This is a genomic window from Rhizorhabdus phycosphaerae (assembly GCF_011044255.1).
Taxonomy (GTDB): Bacteria; Pseudomonadota; Alphaproteobacteria; order Sphingomonadales; family Sphingomonadaceae; genus Rhizorhabdus; species Rhizorhabdus phycosphaerae.
This window is the reverse complement of sequence record NZ_CP049107.1, coordinates 2,791,343-2,806,073: the sequence shown is the minus strand read 5'-3', so window position 1 is coordinate 2,806,073 and position 14,731 is coordinate 2,791,343. Positions and strand designations below refer to the sequence as shown.

Sequence of the window (14,731 nt, the reverse complement as noted above, 5' to 3'; positions counted from 1 at the left end):
CAAGGCCGAATGGCCGCACGAGCTTATGCGAGGAAGCCAAGCGGGGCGGAGGCCCCGCGCCCGGCGTCTGAGGGTTATAGCATCCCCAAGGCAGCCATGTAGGTTTCGAGGATCATCGCCTCTTCCTCATGCTCGCCCTTCTTCTTCTTGCGGATGGCGAGCAGCTTGCGGACGATCTTGGTGTCGTAGCCGCGGCTCTTCATCTCCGACATCACGTCCTTGATGTCGTCGGCGATGCCCTTCTTTTCCTCTTCGAGGCGCTCGACCCGCTCGACGAACAGACGCAGCTCCTGCGCCGCGATGCTGCCCTTGTCTTCGGTCGTGTCGGCTTCGGCCATGATTCGTCTATCCCTGCGTTCGGTGAAGGCGAGACGCTGTAGAGGCAGCCGCCCCGACGCTCAACGGCGAATAAGCGGACGGCCCGCGACCGGTCGCATCGGCAGCGGGTTTATGCAATCGATGGCATTACCGTGACGGAGGGGGTTGTCATCCGCGCCCGCCGGACTATCCCCTGTCGCATCCTCCCCCGATAGAGATCAGGAAAAGACACGTGGAGAGCCAGATTTCCCCCCGCCAGCGCAAGGTTCGCGTGCTGGCCACGCTCGGCCCGGCAAGCGCCTCGCCCGAGATGATCGCGCAGCTGTTCAAGGCGGGCGCCGACGCCTTCCGCATCAACATGAGTCATGGCACGCATGAGGACAAGGTGCCGCTGGTCCAGGCGATCCGCGCGATGGAGAAGGAACTCGGCCGCACCACCACGATCCTGTTCGACCTTCAGGGCCCCAAGCTGCGCGTCGGCAAGTTCGCCGAGGGCCGCGTCCTGCTCGAAACCGGGCAGCCCTTCCGCCTCGACCGCGATCCGACGCCCGGCGATGCGACCCGCGTCGAACTGCCCCACCGCGAGATTTTCGAAGCGCTGCGCCCCGGCACCCGCCTGCTGCTCGACGACGGCAAGCTCGTCCTGCGCGTGCGCAACGTCCACGCGGACTGGATCGACACGCTGATCGAGGTCGGCGGCCCGCTGTCCAATTCCAAGGGGCTCAACGTCCCCGACGTGATCGTGCCGATGGCCGCGCTGACCGAGAAGGACCGCCGCGACCTGACCTTCGCCTGCGAGCATGGCGCCGACTGGATCGCGCTCTCCTTCGTCCAACGGCCCGAGGACGTGGCCGAGGCGCGCCGCCTGATCGGCGGCAAGGCGGCGCTGCTCGCCAAGATCGAGAAGCCGGCGGCGGTCGAGCGGCTCGAAGAGATATTGGAGCTGGCTGACGCAGTGATGGTCGCGCGCGGCGACCTGGGCGTCGAGCTGCCGCCCGAGCGCGTGCCGCCGATGCAGAAGCGCATCGTCGAGACCGCACGCCGCATGGGCCGCCCGGTGGTCGTCGCGACGCAAATGCTCGAATCGATGATCGTGTCGCCTTCGCCCACCCGCGCCGAAGTGTCCGACGTGGCGACCGCCATCTATGACGGCGCCGACGCGGTGATGCTGTCGGCCGAATCGGCGAGCGGCCAATGGCCCGAAGAGGCCGTCTCGATGATGAACGCCATCGCCATGTCGGTCGAAAGCGACCCCGGCTATGCCGCGCGCCTGCATTTCACCGAGACGCTGCCCGACGCGACCACCGCCGACGCGCTGGCCGAGGCCGCCGCGAGCATCGCCGAGACCGTATCGGCGAGCGCGATCGTCTGCTTCACCTTGTCGGGCTCGACCGCGCGCCGCATCGCCCGCGAGCGCCCGATGGTGCCGCTGATGGTGCTGACCCCCAACTGGCGACCGCGCGCCGCCTGGGCCTCCTCTGGGGCGCCCACGCCGTCCGCACCCGCGATGTGGCCAGCTTCGAGGAGATGGTCGCCAAGACCAAGCGCATGGTCCTGCGCCACAAGCTGGCGAAGGCCGGCGACCGCATCGTGGTCGTCGCCGGCGTCCCCTTCGGCACGCCAGGCTCGACGAACATGATCCATGTCGTCCGGCTGACCGGCGACGAGCTGAAGGGTTATGGGGCGTAAAGCTTAGAGGCGTAGAGAGGTCTAGGTTGTGCGCTTTAAGCCATGAGATCCCATCAAAGCGCCTTTCACGCAAACCCCTGTGGCCTTCTGACTAGCCTTCGATGTTGCTCGCCTGTATGCGCCGCCTGATTCGTGCTAAAGCCCAAGGCAATCTAGGAGCGCATCACTGATGTATGATGCCCGAGCGGTCGCCAACTTCTTGCTGGATTGCGCTGACAATTGCCATAAACCGCTGACGAATATGGAGCTTCTTAAGCACATATATTATGCGCACGGTTGGCATCTCGCGTCGGAGGACAAGCCGCTTATTTCCAATAGGATCGAGGCTTGGGAACATGGCCCAGTCATCAGAGCCGTTTATGACGCGTTTAAAGTCTTTGGCAGCTCGCCGATCACTTCTCGGGCCAGGATTGTCGATTGGGCCACCGGAGAGGAACGGATAGCGGAGGGGATCTTCAGCAGAGAGACCGCCTCCCTACTCCAAGCTACCTTGACCTATTACGCCGGATATGGAGCTTTTGAACTATCCGCCCTTACCCATGAACCTGGGGGTCCATGGCATCGGGTCTGGCATCGGGCAGATGGCCGTGTTCGAATGAACATGGAGATCACCAATGAGCTGATTAAGGCTCACTTTCTGGCATCCTCCAAAACGGCTAATGTTCAATAGTGGATAGTCGTTGCAGGAGTCATATTTGAGGGGTTATCTTATAGCATGCCTCTCCCCATCCCTCCGCTGCAGGATGTCGTAAGACTTACCGGCAATGACGTCGCCAGCACGGTTGTAAATTACCGGAGGCATTTGGAGAGCCCCGGACCGATGTGGGGTTACGACCCTGCGAAGCGGCAAGCCAGAGCGGTCTTTAGCCTAGAGATGTCGCGTGAGGCCGCAATCAAAGCATGCGGGCAGCGAGGCCATGAAGCGGGCCGCGTTTTTAACGAGCAAGTCGGTGGCTTGATCTGGGATGTGGCCAACGAGCGCGGAAAGTTTATCTGCCATCCAATTACTCCACGCTTCCTAAACCTGCGCGCCGATATCGCGATCAAGGTTGATCCCCAGTTCCTGTTCGTCGACGGCGGAAGGCCGTTTTTTTTCTATCTTCAGCCCCGCAAAGGACATGTTCCGAACGGTTCAGGTCTCCAGGTTATTGCGTCTGCGATCCACTCACTCTTTGCAGTGGACGAGGCCGAGAATGCCGGACTCCTTTTGCTCGATCTCAGTCAGCCGGAGGGTTGTCAGGATAGAGCGGTAGCAGCTTACGATTTCGATGAATTGCCACCGTTACCGTCGTCCGAAATGGAGCGCTTTTTTCAGCGCTTCGTGGATGCCTATGACATTGTTTCTAAAGAAGGCGTGATAAGAAAAGCGCGCAGACCTCGCCCCGAGGCCGACAAGGGTGAAGATCTCTTCGGTCCTCTTGGTTGAATTATACTGAAGTTGGTTGGAGGCTGAGGTACCGTGCGACTTCGATTCTACGCCGCAATCATAGTTTTCCTCGGATCCTACCTCCCGCTTAGTGTAATTTTGCTCGTTCAGAATGTTAGGTTCGATCTCTGGGGCACACCATTCTGTGACAGGTTTAGCCTTTCCGGGTGCGAGATACCTCTCCGCGAGCCCGCGATCAGCCTAAGCTTTTTACTTGTTTGCCTGCTATGCTTCGCCTTCACACTTATCGTGGTTAGGGCGATCAGAGTCCAAAAGAAAATATCCGTTTCTGAAGTGAAACACATTCCCGCAGATCTTATGAACTATGTTCTGCCCTATGTGGTTTCATTTATGGGGATCGATTATAGTGATGTCGGAAAATTTGCAGGATTTATCGTATTTCTCATCTGGATATTTATCATAACCTACAGATCCGAAAGGATAGTTATGAATCCAGTTCTTGTAGTTTTTGGATGGAAGCTATTTGAGATCAAATACAGTAACCCGGGTGGACAAGTAGTTTCGACCGCAATGGCTTTATCTAACATTGAGCTGAACGTGGGAACTACTTATAAGACCAATGCTATCCAGGATGTGATTATTGTAAAATAGGGGGGCGAGATGGCCGCGCTGGATGATTTTAGGGCATTCGACGTCAACGGGGGGTCCCTCAGCTTATGGACGTTCCGTAAATCCGTAAGGCCCGGCGCCACGATACCCACATACACTGGTCACTGGGTTGCGATTACCGAGACGCTAGAGAGCGCCCTTAAAACGGCTATCATTACCGCTCGCGACCAAATAACGGAAACGATTGAGTACGACCTGCTGGCTCAAAATAACGAGTCCAGCGCCCTCACAATTACAACGATGGAAACCAACGCGGGCCTTATTGTTGATGCCGCCCAGGACGAGTTAGACACAAAGAGAGCCCGGTCTCTCAAGCACCTCCAAAACACAGACTTCTATAGCGCTAAGATATTCTCTAACGGGCAAACGCTTCACGCCGTGGCCAAGACGAATAACTCGTGGCGAACAAAAAAGGTGTCGGGACTTATACCGGTCGTTTTTTCGGATGACGAGTTGGAAGTTGAGCCTGACCCCGCCTTTTCTTTGTCGAAGTATTTTGACTTCTTTGTCTTGGATTCTAATGTCTTGATATCTGACAAGGGTGATTTCGAGTCTGTCGTTAATTACAAGCAAGCCCATCTTGAAGAATTTACCGCCTTACAGGCTGAGGCGGATTTTTCAGGCATATTCACTGACACGGCCGAAATTGCGGCGTTCGTGGGCTCGAACAAGATACAACTGAGACGAGCATTCGCCATCCGTCAGAAGGGGCATTATAAAGATGCCAACTTCATGAACCTGTTGCGCACAAATTTTTCACAGGCAGGTTTAACCATTAATTATGACGCGGCGGGACGCATTATTCCCTGCGCCGCAACATGCCCAGACATTTTTCAGGCTTTGCTCGACCACCGCCTGATGTCCCGGTTTTCCGAGAAAAATTATGATGTTCAGAGCACTTCCGACGTTTAAAACGTCCTAATTCAACCTATTTCGCCAGAAGCGCGAGCCACAGCCGCTCGCCGCTTGTCATTCCTGATCGGCGTCTAACAACGTCCTCGGTTCTATCCCAAGTGCCTCTGCGAGCCGACCTAACGCCCGCACACTCGGATTGCGCCGGCCTCTCTCAAGGTCGCTGACATAGCTGCGCTCCATACCGCACTCGAGCGCCAACTGCTCCTGCGTCATGCCCCTTAGCTTCCGGTGATGCCGGACATTCAGGCCGAGAAGCTGCACCACATCCATAATCGGATGTGGCCGGTTCGGCTTCCCGACGTCTGTATACTAATCGTGTCATTTCTCTAGCTTTGGGCTCTGCTGTCGGTAAAACGATCGGTGGTGTGGGCCTGAACCGCGTCTCCACGAGGCGTTCTCTCAACCCACAAACAGGGGAAATCGATGATTACACCGTCGCAATTAGACCGCTTGGAAAAGCTCGCAGCCCTTCACCGGAACGGCGTCCTCAGCGATCAGGAATTTGAGCAGGAAAAGGCCAAGATTCTTGCCGAGAAGCCGAGCGCAATCAGAGCAGCTCTTGAACGAACCGCAGCACCAACAGCATCAACCAACGACGGCTTCTTCGATTGGGCGTTGCTGCCTCTGCACCGGTATGCCGATTTCGAAGGGCGCTCATGTCGGAAGGAGTTCTGGCTGTTCGCCTTGTGGACGGCGCTCATCTACATGCTCATGTTCTTCATGACGGCGATGAACGCGGGGCTCAATGATGGCCTTGGGTTCTTCGGCTGGCTAATACTGCTGGTTGCGCTGATCGCCGGCATCGGTCTTCTGATCCCCACTGTGGCAGTCCAGGTGCGTCGTTTCCACGATCAGAATAAGTCTGGCTGGTTCGCGTTATTGAACCTCATCCCCTACGTCGGCGGTATCGTGGTGCTCATCTTCATGTGCCTGCCCGGCACTCCCGGAGACAATCGCTTCGGCCCTGACCCGCTCAGATAGCATCAGTACGTCATCATCAAAATCATGGGCTCGGGGAGAAATCCCCGGGCCTTTTCTTTTGTCCAGAATGGAGCAATCCAATGATCGTCCTTCAATCATGGGCCGCCGTGGAGGCCGCTCTGAAAACACCCCTGGATGCTGGATTGAAAAGCATCCTGCGCGATCGTAACGCTCAGCTCTCTGGCTATGATGGCATTGCCACATTCGTCATCATCGAACCGGAGGATGATCCAGGCCAGATAGAGCCTCCACCGCTCATCAACCTCGTCGATGGATTCAGGTTTGGAGATTCCGGCTTCACGCCATCATGGGAGCATATCCAAGATCATGGCGGCTGGTTCGAACTGACCTACGTTCTGTCTGATGACGGCTTCGGCCATATCGTCCTGGTTCCTGACGCAGAGGGCATTGACGCGAACCTGCTGAAGCTCTGCCGGAATTACGTGGCGGAAGGCTGAAGCGAGCAGCCAGAGGGCCAGCAACACGCTGTCTCCCGCGAGCCCTCCTAAGCGATCCTACGATCAAGACCGTGCAGCGTCCTTCGGGGGCGCTTTTTTTTTCATGTCCAAAGGAAATCACCCATGCTGTCGCTTCATGACCGGCAGACGATGACGCACGCTCTAAGCCTGCCCATCGATCCCAAACTCCATGCCCTTCTTGCTGATCGCATCGCCCAGCTCACGCCTGAGTTGATTGGGATGACCCACTTCCTGATCGTCGAAGAGGGCGACACGAAAGCCGATCTTGTCCGAGAACTCGGCTTCTGCCCGCTCGATATCGTCGATGACGTACCTTCATGGGACTGGCTGCGCGACCGTGGCGGCTGGTTCGAGCTCATCATGACGGTGGGGGATAGCGGGTTTGCCTATCACCTGTTCGTTCAGGACGGGGACAGCCCCCTGCCAACCCTATGTCGGCGCAATGCGGAAGCGTTGCCATCATATATGATAGGCCCAGAATGAGAGCGATCGGCTATCTGGTCATCGCTGCTATCGCCATCGCTCTCCTGCAACGAGTGCTGGCGGTCCTCCTCATCGCTCTTTGCGCCTTGCTGCTGTGGGGCGTGTTCTTTCGCCCGGCTGAGACATTCGGCTTACTGTGCATAGGCCTTCTATCGAGCCTGCTGGAACGCAACCCTTGGGCAGGGGCCGCAATATTGGCGCTTCTTTGCCTGCTTGTGAAAATGCTTCCAGATCATGATTCAGCCGATTGACATCATTGGCTAGAGGAGTATCTGCGCCCTCGTTCTGTCGGACGCCGCTCATCATCCATGGGCCGCTACCGAAGCCCAGAGCACACGCCAGTGTCCCGGAATAAAACCGGACATGAACTAAACTCCGGCGTGTGCGGCATAATTCTATCTTCAAACCTCCACGCTGGAAGAAGCGAGGATTGGTTTGAGTTATGAGTTCTACCTTTCACATTCAGGTACCCAAGCCGACGCCATTCAATGGCCCGGTCCCTTCGACATTTTCTGCGCCGGACACCCCAAAAGGTGGGGAAGGAGGAAAGGAGGGAGGCCCGACCAGTGCGATCGAACCCGCGCCTGCGATCACACCTCCTTCACCCCCTTTGACCGTGCCCGTCGCGGAGATCGTCACCGCACCGCCTTCACCTCCTTCTGCCGAGGCGGTCACGGAGAATGTCATTCCGCTCGGCTTCCAGGGCGATGACATCTTCACGCCTGCCCCTGCGATCAATCCTGTGGTGGCTGCTGCGAAGGAACGCGATCTGTATCAAGGCAAGGTCGCACCTGGACAGCATCACATCACTTGTCCGCTGGCTTCGGAACATCAATCCGACGATGGCGCAGCAATCTATTTCGAGCCTTCAGAAAACCGGCCACTGGGACATTTTCATTGTCCACACAGACACAAGAACCCTTACGACATATCTGATCTGCTCAGGTGGCTTGACGTTCCGGTGCAGCAGGCTCGCTGCCAGCCGAAGATCTACATGGCGATCGGTGAACCGCATCGCGTGGTGAACGCTGCCGAAAAGGCACTGGCGGGCTCGGACAGATATTATCGTTCGGGCGAATCCATCGTCGAGGTCAAAACCGATCCCCGAACCGGAGATGTGGCGATCGAGGCGCTTTCCGATCAGGCGATGACGATGCGGCTTTCAGCTGCCGCCTACTGGGAGAAATATGACGGCAGGACAAAGAAGGTCGTTCGCTGCGAGCCTTCTGATCGGATCGTGAAGATGGTCCTCAAGGGCGATGGTCACTCCCTCTTGCGTCCGTTGAGCGGCCTCGCTCGGCAACCCTTCTTCCGCAGGTCCAGTCATGAACTCGTGACGACGCCGGGTTATGATCCCGCATCAATGATCTATGCCGCGTTCGCTCCCAAGGAGTTCGCGCTCCCGGAGCCAACGCGAGAGAATGCGATGGAAGCCCTCCGCATACTCAAGCAACTCGTACATGAGTTCCATTTCGACGACCCTGTCGATTGTTCTGCGGCGCTCTGTGCGATGTTGACTGCCGCGATCAGGCCGTCCTTGCCACTGGCTCCTGCATTCAACATTTCAGCCTCTATGCCGGGAAGCGGAAAGAGCTATCTGGGTTCGGTGATCGCGCCTTTCGCTGGTCCAGGATTGCCGCTGAATGTCAGCTATCCAACGACTGCCGAAGAAGCCACCAAATCGATCCAATCATTCCTGATCGGTCAGCCGCCGGTGATCATGTTTGACGACATGCAGACCAACTGGCTCCCGCATGGGGCGCTCAACCGAATGCTCACGAGCGAGACGATCACGGACCGGCTTTTGGGAACGAGCCGAAGCGTCACCGTCAGCACGGCTTCGTTCTTCATGGGCACAGGCAACAATGTCGAACCGATCCGGGATATGTGCCGTCGCGTCGTGACGATCTACCTCAATGCCAAGACCGACTCCCCGGTGACGCTCAGCTACAGGTTCCGACCGGCTGAAATGGTTCAGCAAAGTCGTGGCCATTATGTCAGCGCCGCATTGACTATCATCCGTGCATGGCTTGCGGCGGGTAGCCCGAAGGCGAATATTCCCAACATCACCAGCTACGAACGTTGGAGCGATCTTTGCCGTCAGCCGCTTGTCTGGTTGGGACAGGCCGATCCAGCAGGAAGTCTGATCCGACAGGTGGAATCCGATCCCGATGCCGAAACGCTCGGCGCGTTTCTCAGGGAATGGTACGAATGCCTGGGTGAAGATACTGTCACCGTTCGCAGGCTGGTCGATCAGGCTGAAAAGTTCGACGATCTCAAGGATGCTCTTTTCGAGCTGCCTGTCACCGAACGCGGCGAGATCAATCGCAGCAAGCTCGGCTGGTATCTCAGCAAGAACCTGAAGCGCACCGTGGGCGGACTCCAACTTCACAAGGCGGAGTTTTCCGAACGCACCGCCTGGAAGGTGGTGAAGGTGGGCGAAGTGGCCGAGCGTGTCAGACCATCAGGGCCTCCGAGCCAGAAGGCTTACGTCAGAATCTAATGGCGTGATCTCGACCGGGTGAGGGGCTCGCGGCGTATTGTTGTGGGCTCCCTCCGACCCGCAATGCCATCTCCTGGCCATTTTGACTGATCGCGCAGCGCCGTTCCGGGCGGTCCAATCCTGACCGTATCCGGGACGGTTCGGCGGCGATCCTCGATGTCTCAAATTATCTCACGTCCAGAAGGAAAAACCGTCATGCCCAACGTTAAGTTGGATTCCACGTTCGTTCAGACCGCGACCTGCCCAAAAGGCAAAAAGCGTGTCGATTTCTACGATGTCTCGGTCACGGGCCTTATCCTGACCGTCTATCCGAGCGGCAAGCGAACCTTCACTGTCCGTTACGACAACAAATATGGCGAGCTGAAGCAGTACAAGATCGGCAGCTATCCCGAAGTCTCGCTCGACCGTGCCAAGCGTAAGGCGCTGCAGATCAAGGGTCAGGCTGCTCTGGGTGAGGATCCTGCCGAGGATCGGCGCATCGTTCGCGCCATTCCGACCGTCAGCGAAGTGGCCGATCGCTTCATCGAGTATGTGCGCTCTTACAAATCCAGCCACTTCAACGATGAGCGTGCATTGCGGAACCACATCCTTCCGCGTTTCGGCAAACTGCGTCTCGATCAAGTGACACAGGAGGAAGTCGCTATCTTCCTCAAGGGCATGGTCAATCTCGGATATAAACCCGCGACGGCCAACTTCGTCCACGTGGTGTTCGGTCATCTGTTCCGCTGTGCAAAGCAGTGGGGCATTCCCGGCTCGGACGTGAATCCGGTCGATGGCATCAAGCATTTCGTCCTGAACAATGCCCGTGATCGCTATCTTTCAGCGGAAGAGGCCAAGCGGCTTCAACTGGCTGTGGAGTGCAGCGAGAATACCCAGCTGCAATATTTCATACCCCTTCTCCTCCTTACCGGAGTTCGGAAAAGCGAATTGATTCATGCCCGGTGGGAAGACTTCGATCTGGACAACCGGCGTTGGCGCGTCCCGAAATCCAAATCGGGATCGGCTCGTCACGTTCCGCTGTCCAGGGAGGCGGTCAAGATACTGAACAAGGTGCCGCGTTGGGATGACTGTCCCTATGTCCTTCCAAATCCACGCACCAAGAAGCCTTTCCGGTCCTTCTTTCTGGCATGGGACAATGCTCGCAAGAAGGCCGGTCTGCCCGAGGTTCGGCTTCACGATCTTCGCCATTCGGCTGCAAGCGCAATGGTCCAGGCAGGGCAGTCGCTCTACATCGTTGGGAAAGTGCTGGGACATGTCCGACCGACAACCACTCAGCGTTATGCCCATCTCGACGATCAGGCGTTGCTCGCGGCTGTCGATGCTGGCGCGAAAGTGATCGCTGGCGATCGGAGCCACGCGGTCGTCTGACCTTGCAATGGAGTTGCCGGGGTCGATCTCGGCAACTTCCAATCCGTTGACACAAAAAAGAGGGGGCCTGCAAAGCCCCCTCCGAGTTCGATTTCAATCTTAGGTGCCGGTCGATTTGAACGCATCCAGCCGCGAGTATCTTACGTGTCCGTTGGCTGGCCTTGTTAGGATCGGTTTCGGCCCGTGTATCCGTCGAGTTACTTGTTCTTGTGCTTCGTCAGGTCGACGGGGACGTAGCCCATGTTGGGCTTCGGCGTTGGCGGTAAGGGCTTTCCCTTCACACCAGTGATTTCGACTCCCTTGGGCGCTCCGCGCGCACCAACAAGACCGAATTGTGCCGAAACCGGGGCTTTCTGGCCGGGCTTGAACATCTTGCTCATGTAACTTCCTCCTTTCTACCATCACACCCCAGCAGTGGTGCCAAGACGAATCGGCAGGCACAGGATGTGGTATTTCCAACCGATTCGCAAGCCACATGTTTGTAGTTTGTTCCGCGCAACCAAAGTCTCTGATTTGACAGCACAAATCACGAACATCGTCGGCCTTGGGGGATTGATGGGCCAACTTTGGGCGCACTGTTGTCCCAACGCACGCTCTCCATTCCAGGGGAGCCACCCGTGATCACCTTGGGTTGGGACTTTGATGGGTTGGGCAAAAATCAGACGCGCGGAGCGTCAATTTCCCTTGCGCCACATAGGCCAGTCGCGACCTTTGGGTGATATGATCCATGTCGTGCGGCTGACGGGGGATGAGTTGAAGGGCTATGGGGGGTGAAATCACCGACCTGCCTGAAGGCACCTCAACCAGTTCCACGAGCAATCGCTTCGTCCGATCGGCGCCCATCCAAAAGGCGTGCATTGTAGGTTTGAATATGTTCTCCCTATGTTCTATACAAGAACAAGGAGAGTCGAATGGTCACAAGGTCAGGCTTCGATCGCTATAAGGGGATCGAATCGCTACCCAATCCGTGGGCGCCTCGACGGCGGCCGTTCCGGGTCGATGAGCACGGAAAGATCATCTATTTCGACGACGAAGACGAACTCGATGCCGCCCGTACCGCTGTCGAGGAGCCGCCAGTGCGATTGGCAGAACTCGGAAATCCAAGCTGGAATGGTTATGAGGCCATGCGTAAACAGGGGGAACGCCATGGCCGGGCCCTGCGGACAACAGCACAAGCCGCTAAAGATTTCTGGCACAACTATCGTGACATGCAGGCTGCCAATACCGATGGCGGCGACAAATACTTCCATTGCAAAGCCAATTGCGAAGCCTCTTCACTCGGCAACGCCGGAACATCTGTTGCTCAAACGATCAGCGACGGAAGGGAGTCGGTACAACTGCTGTTGAAGCCCCACCTTGCTGCGGACTCGCTCGCCGATCAGAAGGCAAATGCAGCCGGTCGAAAGGCGGGAAAGCGTCTTCGTGATGCTGGATCGGGGCCTGGACGATGCCGCGCAGCCTGCGAGCCATTTCGACCGAGATCTCTGGACGAGAGGTACTGACCATGCGGCGGCGAATAATCACCACGGCCGCGTTGCTCACGGCCCTCTACCTTGGCTGGTGGGCACGGGGCTTCGTCGATATCGACTCCTGTTTAGACGCGGGCGGGGCGTGGCATTATGGAGGAGACTACTGCCGGGGCATCGATTGAAAGCGAGCCCGGCTTCCGCCACACCTCTTCCACACACATCCTCCGGGGGAGCCGTCATGAAACCCGTCACCGCCCTTGCCGTCGCTGCCCTGCTGATGGGCGGAGCACCCCTCGGCGCCGCGCCGGAGGAGAAGGCGGACAAGGCGCCGGCTTCCACTACCCCCGCCCCCACGGAAGCATGGGCGCCCGAAGAGGTGCGCAGCAGTGGCAGCGTCACGGTCGGCGGTGCGCGCATTCCCTATCAGGCGATTGCGGGGACGCTGATCGTCCATCCGAAGGACCATGACGCGGACGAGGCGAAGGCGGGGGACAAGGACGCGCCTGAGGCGTCGATGTTCTACACCGCCTATGTCCGCACCGGTGTGCCGGCAGGGTCGCGGCCGGTCACCTTCCTGTTCAACGGCGGGCCGGGGTCGTCGACCGTGTGGCTGCACATGGGCGCCTTCGGGCCGCGCCGGGTGGTTACCGGGGATGCGGGGCAGGTCACCAGCGCGCCCTATCGCACCGTCGACAACGCCTTCTCGCTGCTCGATGCGTCGGACCTCGTCTTCGTCGACGCGCCCGGCACCGGGTTCAGCCGCACGCGCGGCAAGGACAAGGACAAGGCCTTTTACGGCGTCGACCAGGACGTCCACGCCTTTGCCGACTTCATCGTCCAGTTCCTCACCCGGCACGGGCGCTGGTCGTCGCCCAAATATCTGTTCGGCGAAAGCTATGGCACGATGCGCGCCGCCGGCCTCGCCAAAGCGTTGCAGGACGTCGACGTCGACCTGAATGGCGTCATCCTGCTGTCGGACATCCTCAACTGGGACCTGATCCCCGACGATCCGCAGACCAACCCCGGCGTCGACCTGCCTTATGTCGTGTCGCTGCCGACTTATGCCGCGACCGCCTGGTATCATCGCCGCGTCGCCGATCGCCCCGACGACCTGAAGGCCTTTCTGGCCGAGGTCGAGCGCTTCGCCACCACCGATTATGCGCTGGCGCTGATGCAGGGCAATGCGCTGCCCGAGGCGCAGCGGCAGGCGATCGCGGCGAAGCTGTCGGCCTATACCGGGCTGCCCACCGCCTATCTGCTGCGCACCAATCTCCGCATCGAATATGGCGCGATGCAGAAGGAGCTTCTGCTCGACCAGGGGCTGACCACGGGCACGCTCGACACGCGCTTCACCGGTTACACGATAGACCCGCTGTCGAAGGTCGCCGAGTACGACCCGCAGAGCGCGGCGGTGGGTGCGGCCTATGTCGCGGCGTTCAACGATTATGCGCGCGGCACGCTGCGCTATGGCGAGGGGCGGCCCTATCGCTCGGGCATCGATATCTATGGCAGTTGGGATTATAAGCATCAGCCGCCGGGCGCGGGCCAGCCGCTGATCGCGCTGCCCAATGTCCTGCCCGATCTGGCGGTGGCGATGAAGCGTAATCCGGCGATGAAGATCCTGGTGACAGGCGGCTATTATGATGTGTCGACGCCCTATTTCGCGGGCCGCTACGAGCTCAGCCACCTGCCCGTCCCGCCCGCGCTGCAGGCGAACATCGACTATAGTTATTATCCGTCAGGCCACATGGTCTATCTGCACGCGCCGTCGCTGCAGGCGATCCACGACGATGTGGCCGCCTTCATCCAGCGGAGTGCGAGCGGACGCTGATCCGCCTGCGCCCGCCCACGATCAGGCCATGACGTTCAGGCCGGCACGCGCTCCGCATGGCGCGGCGGGGCGATCCGGATCGGGCAGGCGACGGCGAGGTCGAGCACCGCATTGATCCGCCCGAGGCCGAGCCACTTCGCGCAGGAGGCGGTCAGGTCGGCGATCTCGGCCGCGCTGAAGGCGTCGCGCATCTCCTCCCAGAAAGCCTCGTCGAACGCCTGCTTGCCCGCGACGAAGCGCTCGGCGAAGCCGATCGCGAGCGCGATCCGCGGCGGATAGAGATGGCGCAGCGCCGGATCGTCGACGTCGCGATAGAAGGCCTCGTCGAGCCCGAAGGCCGCCATGTCGGCGACACGCGCTCCCGAACAGGGTTCGCAGCCGTTGAGATGCGCGATGCGGATGCGTGCCGCCTCATGCTCGGGCACCGACAATATCGTATCGGACTGGATCAGGTCGCTGAAGCGGTTCGCCGCCTCACCCGTGGCGGGCGGCAGCAGGCTCCACATCCGTTCCCATTCGCTCTCCGGCCCCTCGGGCAGGTCAATCCGTGCCATGCTCGCTCTCCTGTCTATGCCGACTCAGGTCGGTCGACAGCAGCCTCGCGCAGGGGGGCGCTACTTCCTAGCCCTCGTTAAGGTC

The 14,731-nt window shown here is 58.9% G+C and carries 16 protein-coding genes and 1 pseudogene; 13 read left to right on the top strand and 4 right to left on the bottom strand.

Annotated features, from left to right (window positions below):
• Positions 1 to 74: 74 nt before the first annotated feature.
• The gene (locus G6P88_RS13045; protein ID WP_165323549.1) at positions 75 to 338 is read right to left on the bottom strand and encodes a DUF2312 domain-containing protein; all 264 of its coding nucleotides are present in this window, start codon (positions 336 to 338) and stop codon (positions 75 to 77) included.
• A 212-nt stretch (positions 339 to 550) separates the two neighbouring features.
• Between G6P88_RS13045 and pyk the strand changes: the two are divergent.
• The 5 genes and pseudogenes from pyk (at position 551) to G6P88_RS13020 (ending at position 4,975) form a co-directional block, all read left to right on the top strand.
• Positions 551 to 2,007 (top strand): annotated as a pseudogene (gene pyk / locus G6P88_RS13040) (pyruvate kinase).
• 169 nt (positions 2,008 to 2,176) lie between these two features.
• A complete protein-coding gene (locus G6P88_RS20545) occupies positions 2,177 to 2,677 on the top strand; it encodes a Panacea domain-containing protein (RefSeq protein WP_165323548.1) in 501 nt (166 codons plus the stop codon).
• Positions 2,678 to 2,881: 204 nt separating this feature from the next.
• Entirely contained in the window at positions 2,882 to 3,433 is a 552-nt protein-coding gene (locus G6P88_RS13030; RefSeq protein ID WP_165323547.1) for a hypothetical protein, read from the top strand.
• Between the two features lie 33 nt (positions 3,434 to 3,466).
• On the top strand, positions 3,467 to 4,045 hold the full coding sequence (locus tag G6P88_RS13025) for a hypothetical protein (RefSeq protein ID WP_165323546.1): 579 nt from the start codon (positions 3,467 to 3,469) through the stop codon (positions 4,043 to 4,045).
• A gap of 9 nt (positions 4,046 to 4,054) precedes the next feature.
• Positions 4,055 to 4,975 carry a Kiwa anti-phage protein KwaB-like domain-containing protein gene (locus G6P88_RS13020; protein WP_165323545.1) on the top strand — a complete coding sequence of 307 codons (921 nt, stop codon included), beginning with the start codon at positions 4,055 to 4,057 and terminating at the stop codon, positions 4,973 to 4,975.
• A gap of 57 nt (positions 4,976 to 5,032) precedes the next feature.
• Here G6P88_RS13020 and G6P88_RS13015 read toward each other — a convergent pair whose 3' ends face one another.
• Complete coding sequence (locus G6P88_RS13015) at positions 5,033 to 5,248, bottom strand: helix-turn-helix domain-containing protein (protein WP_165323544.1); 216 nt, start codon at positions 5,246 to 5,248, stop codon at positions 5,033 to 5,035.
• 153 nt (positions 5,249 to 5,401) lie between these two features.
• On the opposite strand from G6P88_RS13015, the gene G6P88_RS13010 reads away from it, so the two are divergent.
• From G6P88_RS13010 to G6P88_RS12985, 6 genes are all read left to right on the top strand, one after another.
• Complete coding sequence (locus G6P88_RS13010; protein WP_165323543.1) at positions 5,402 to 5,959, top strand: DUF805 domain-containing protein; 558 nt, start codon at positions 5,402 to 5,404, stop codon at positions 5,957 to 5,959.
• 80 nt (positions 5,960 to 6,039) lie between these two features.
• Complete coding sequence (locus G6P88_RS13005) at positions 6,040 to 6,417, top strand: hypothetical protein (protein ID WP_165323542.1); 378 nt, start codon at positions 6,040 to 6,042, stop codon at positions 6,415 to 6,417.
• Between the two features lie 123 nt (positions 6,418 to 6,540).
• Positions 6,541 to 6,921 carry a hypothetical protein gene (locus G6P88_RS13000; RefSeq protein ID WP_165323541.1) on the top strand — a complete coding sequence of 127 codons (381 nt, stop codon included), beginning with the start codon at positions 6,541 to 6,543 and terminating at the stop codon, positions 6,919 to 6,921.
• Positions 6,918 to 7,172, top strand: coding sequence for a hypothetical protein (locus G6P88_RS12995; RefSeq protein ID WP_165323540.1), 255 nt, complete (start codon positions 6,918 to 6,920; stop codon positions 7,170 to 7,172). Before G6P88_RS13000 ends, G6P88_RS12995 begins: the two co-directional genes overlap by 4 nt.
• Before the next feature lie 191 nt (positions 7,173 to 7,363).
• A complete protein-coding gene (locus G6P88_RS12990) occupies positions 7,364 to 9,424 on the top strand; it encodes a hypothetical protein (RefSeq protein ID WP_206335762.1) in 2,061 nt (686 codons plus the stop codon).
• Between the two features lie 195 nt (positions 9,425 to 9,619).
• Positions 9,620 to 10,792 (top strand): tyrosine-type recombinase/integrase, encoded by a 1,173-nt coding sequence (locus G6P88_RS12985; RefSeq protein WP_165323538.1) that lies wholly within the window; start codon positions 9,620 to 9,622, stop codon positions 10,790 to 10,792.
• Between the two features lie 197 nt (positions 10,793 to 10,989).
• Here G6P88_RS12985 and G6P88_RS12980 read toward each other — a convergent pair whose 3' ends face one another.
• Entirely contained in the window at positions 10,990 to 11,172 is a 183-nt protein-coding gene (locus G6P88_RS12980) for a hypothetical protein (protein ID WP_165323537.1), read from the bottom strand.
• Between the two features lie 531 nt (positions 11,173 to 11,703).
• Here G6P88_RS12980 and G6P88_RS12975 point away from each other — a divergent pair.
• Together G6P88_RS12975 and G6P88_RS12970 are read left to right on the top strand one after the other, a co-directional pair.
• Positions 11,704 to 12,294, top strand: a complete 591-nt coding sequence (locus tag G6P88_RS12975) for a hypothetical protein (RefSeq protein ID WP_165323536.1) — start codon at positions 11,704 to 11,706, stop codon at positions 12,292 to 12,294.
• A gap of 205 nt (positions 12,295 to 12,499) precedes the next feature.
• A complete protein-coding gene (locus G6P88_RS12970) occupies positions 12,500 to 14,092 on the top strand; it encodes a S10 family peptidase (protein WP_165323535.1) in 1,593 nt (530 codons plus the stop codon).
• 35 nt (positions 14,093 to 14,127) lie between these two features.
• Here the strand turns inward: G6P88_RS12970 and G6P88_RS12965 are convergent, their stop codons facing one another.
• Complete coding sequence (locus tag G6P88_RS12965; protein WP_165323534.1) at positions 14,128 to 14,646, bottom strand: carboxymuconolactone decarboxylase family protein; 519 nt, start codon at positions 14,644 to 14,646, stop codon at positions 14,128 to 14,130.
• Between the last annotated feature and the right edge of the window lie 85 nt (positions 14,647 to 14,731).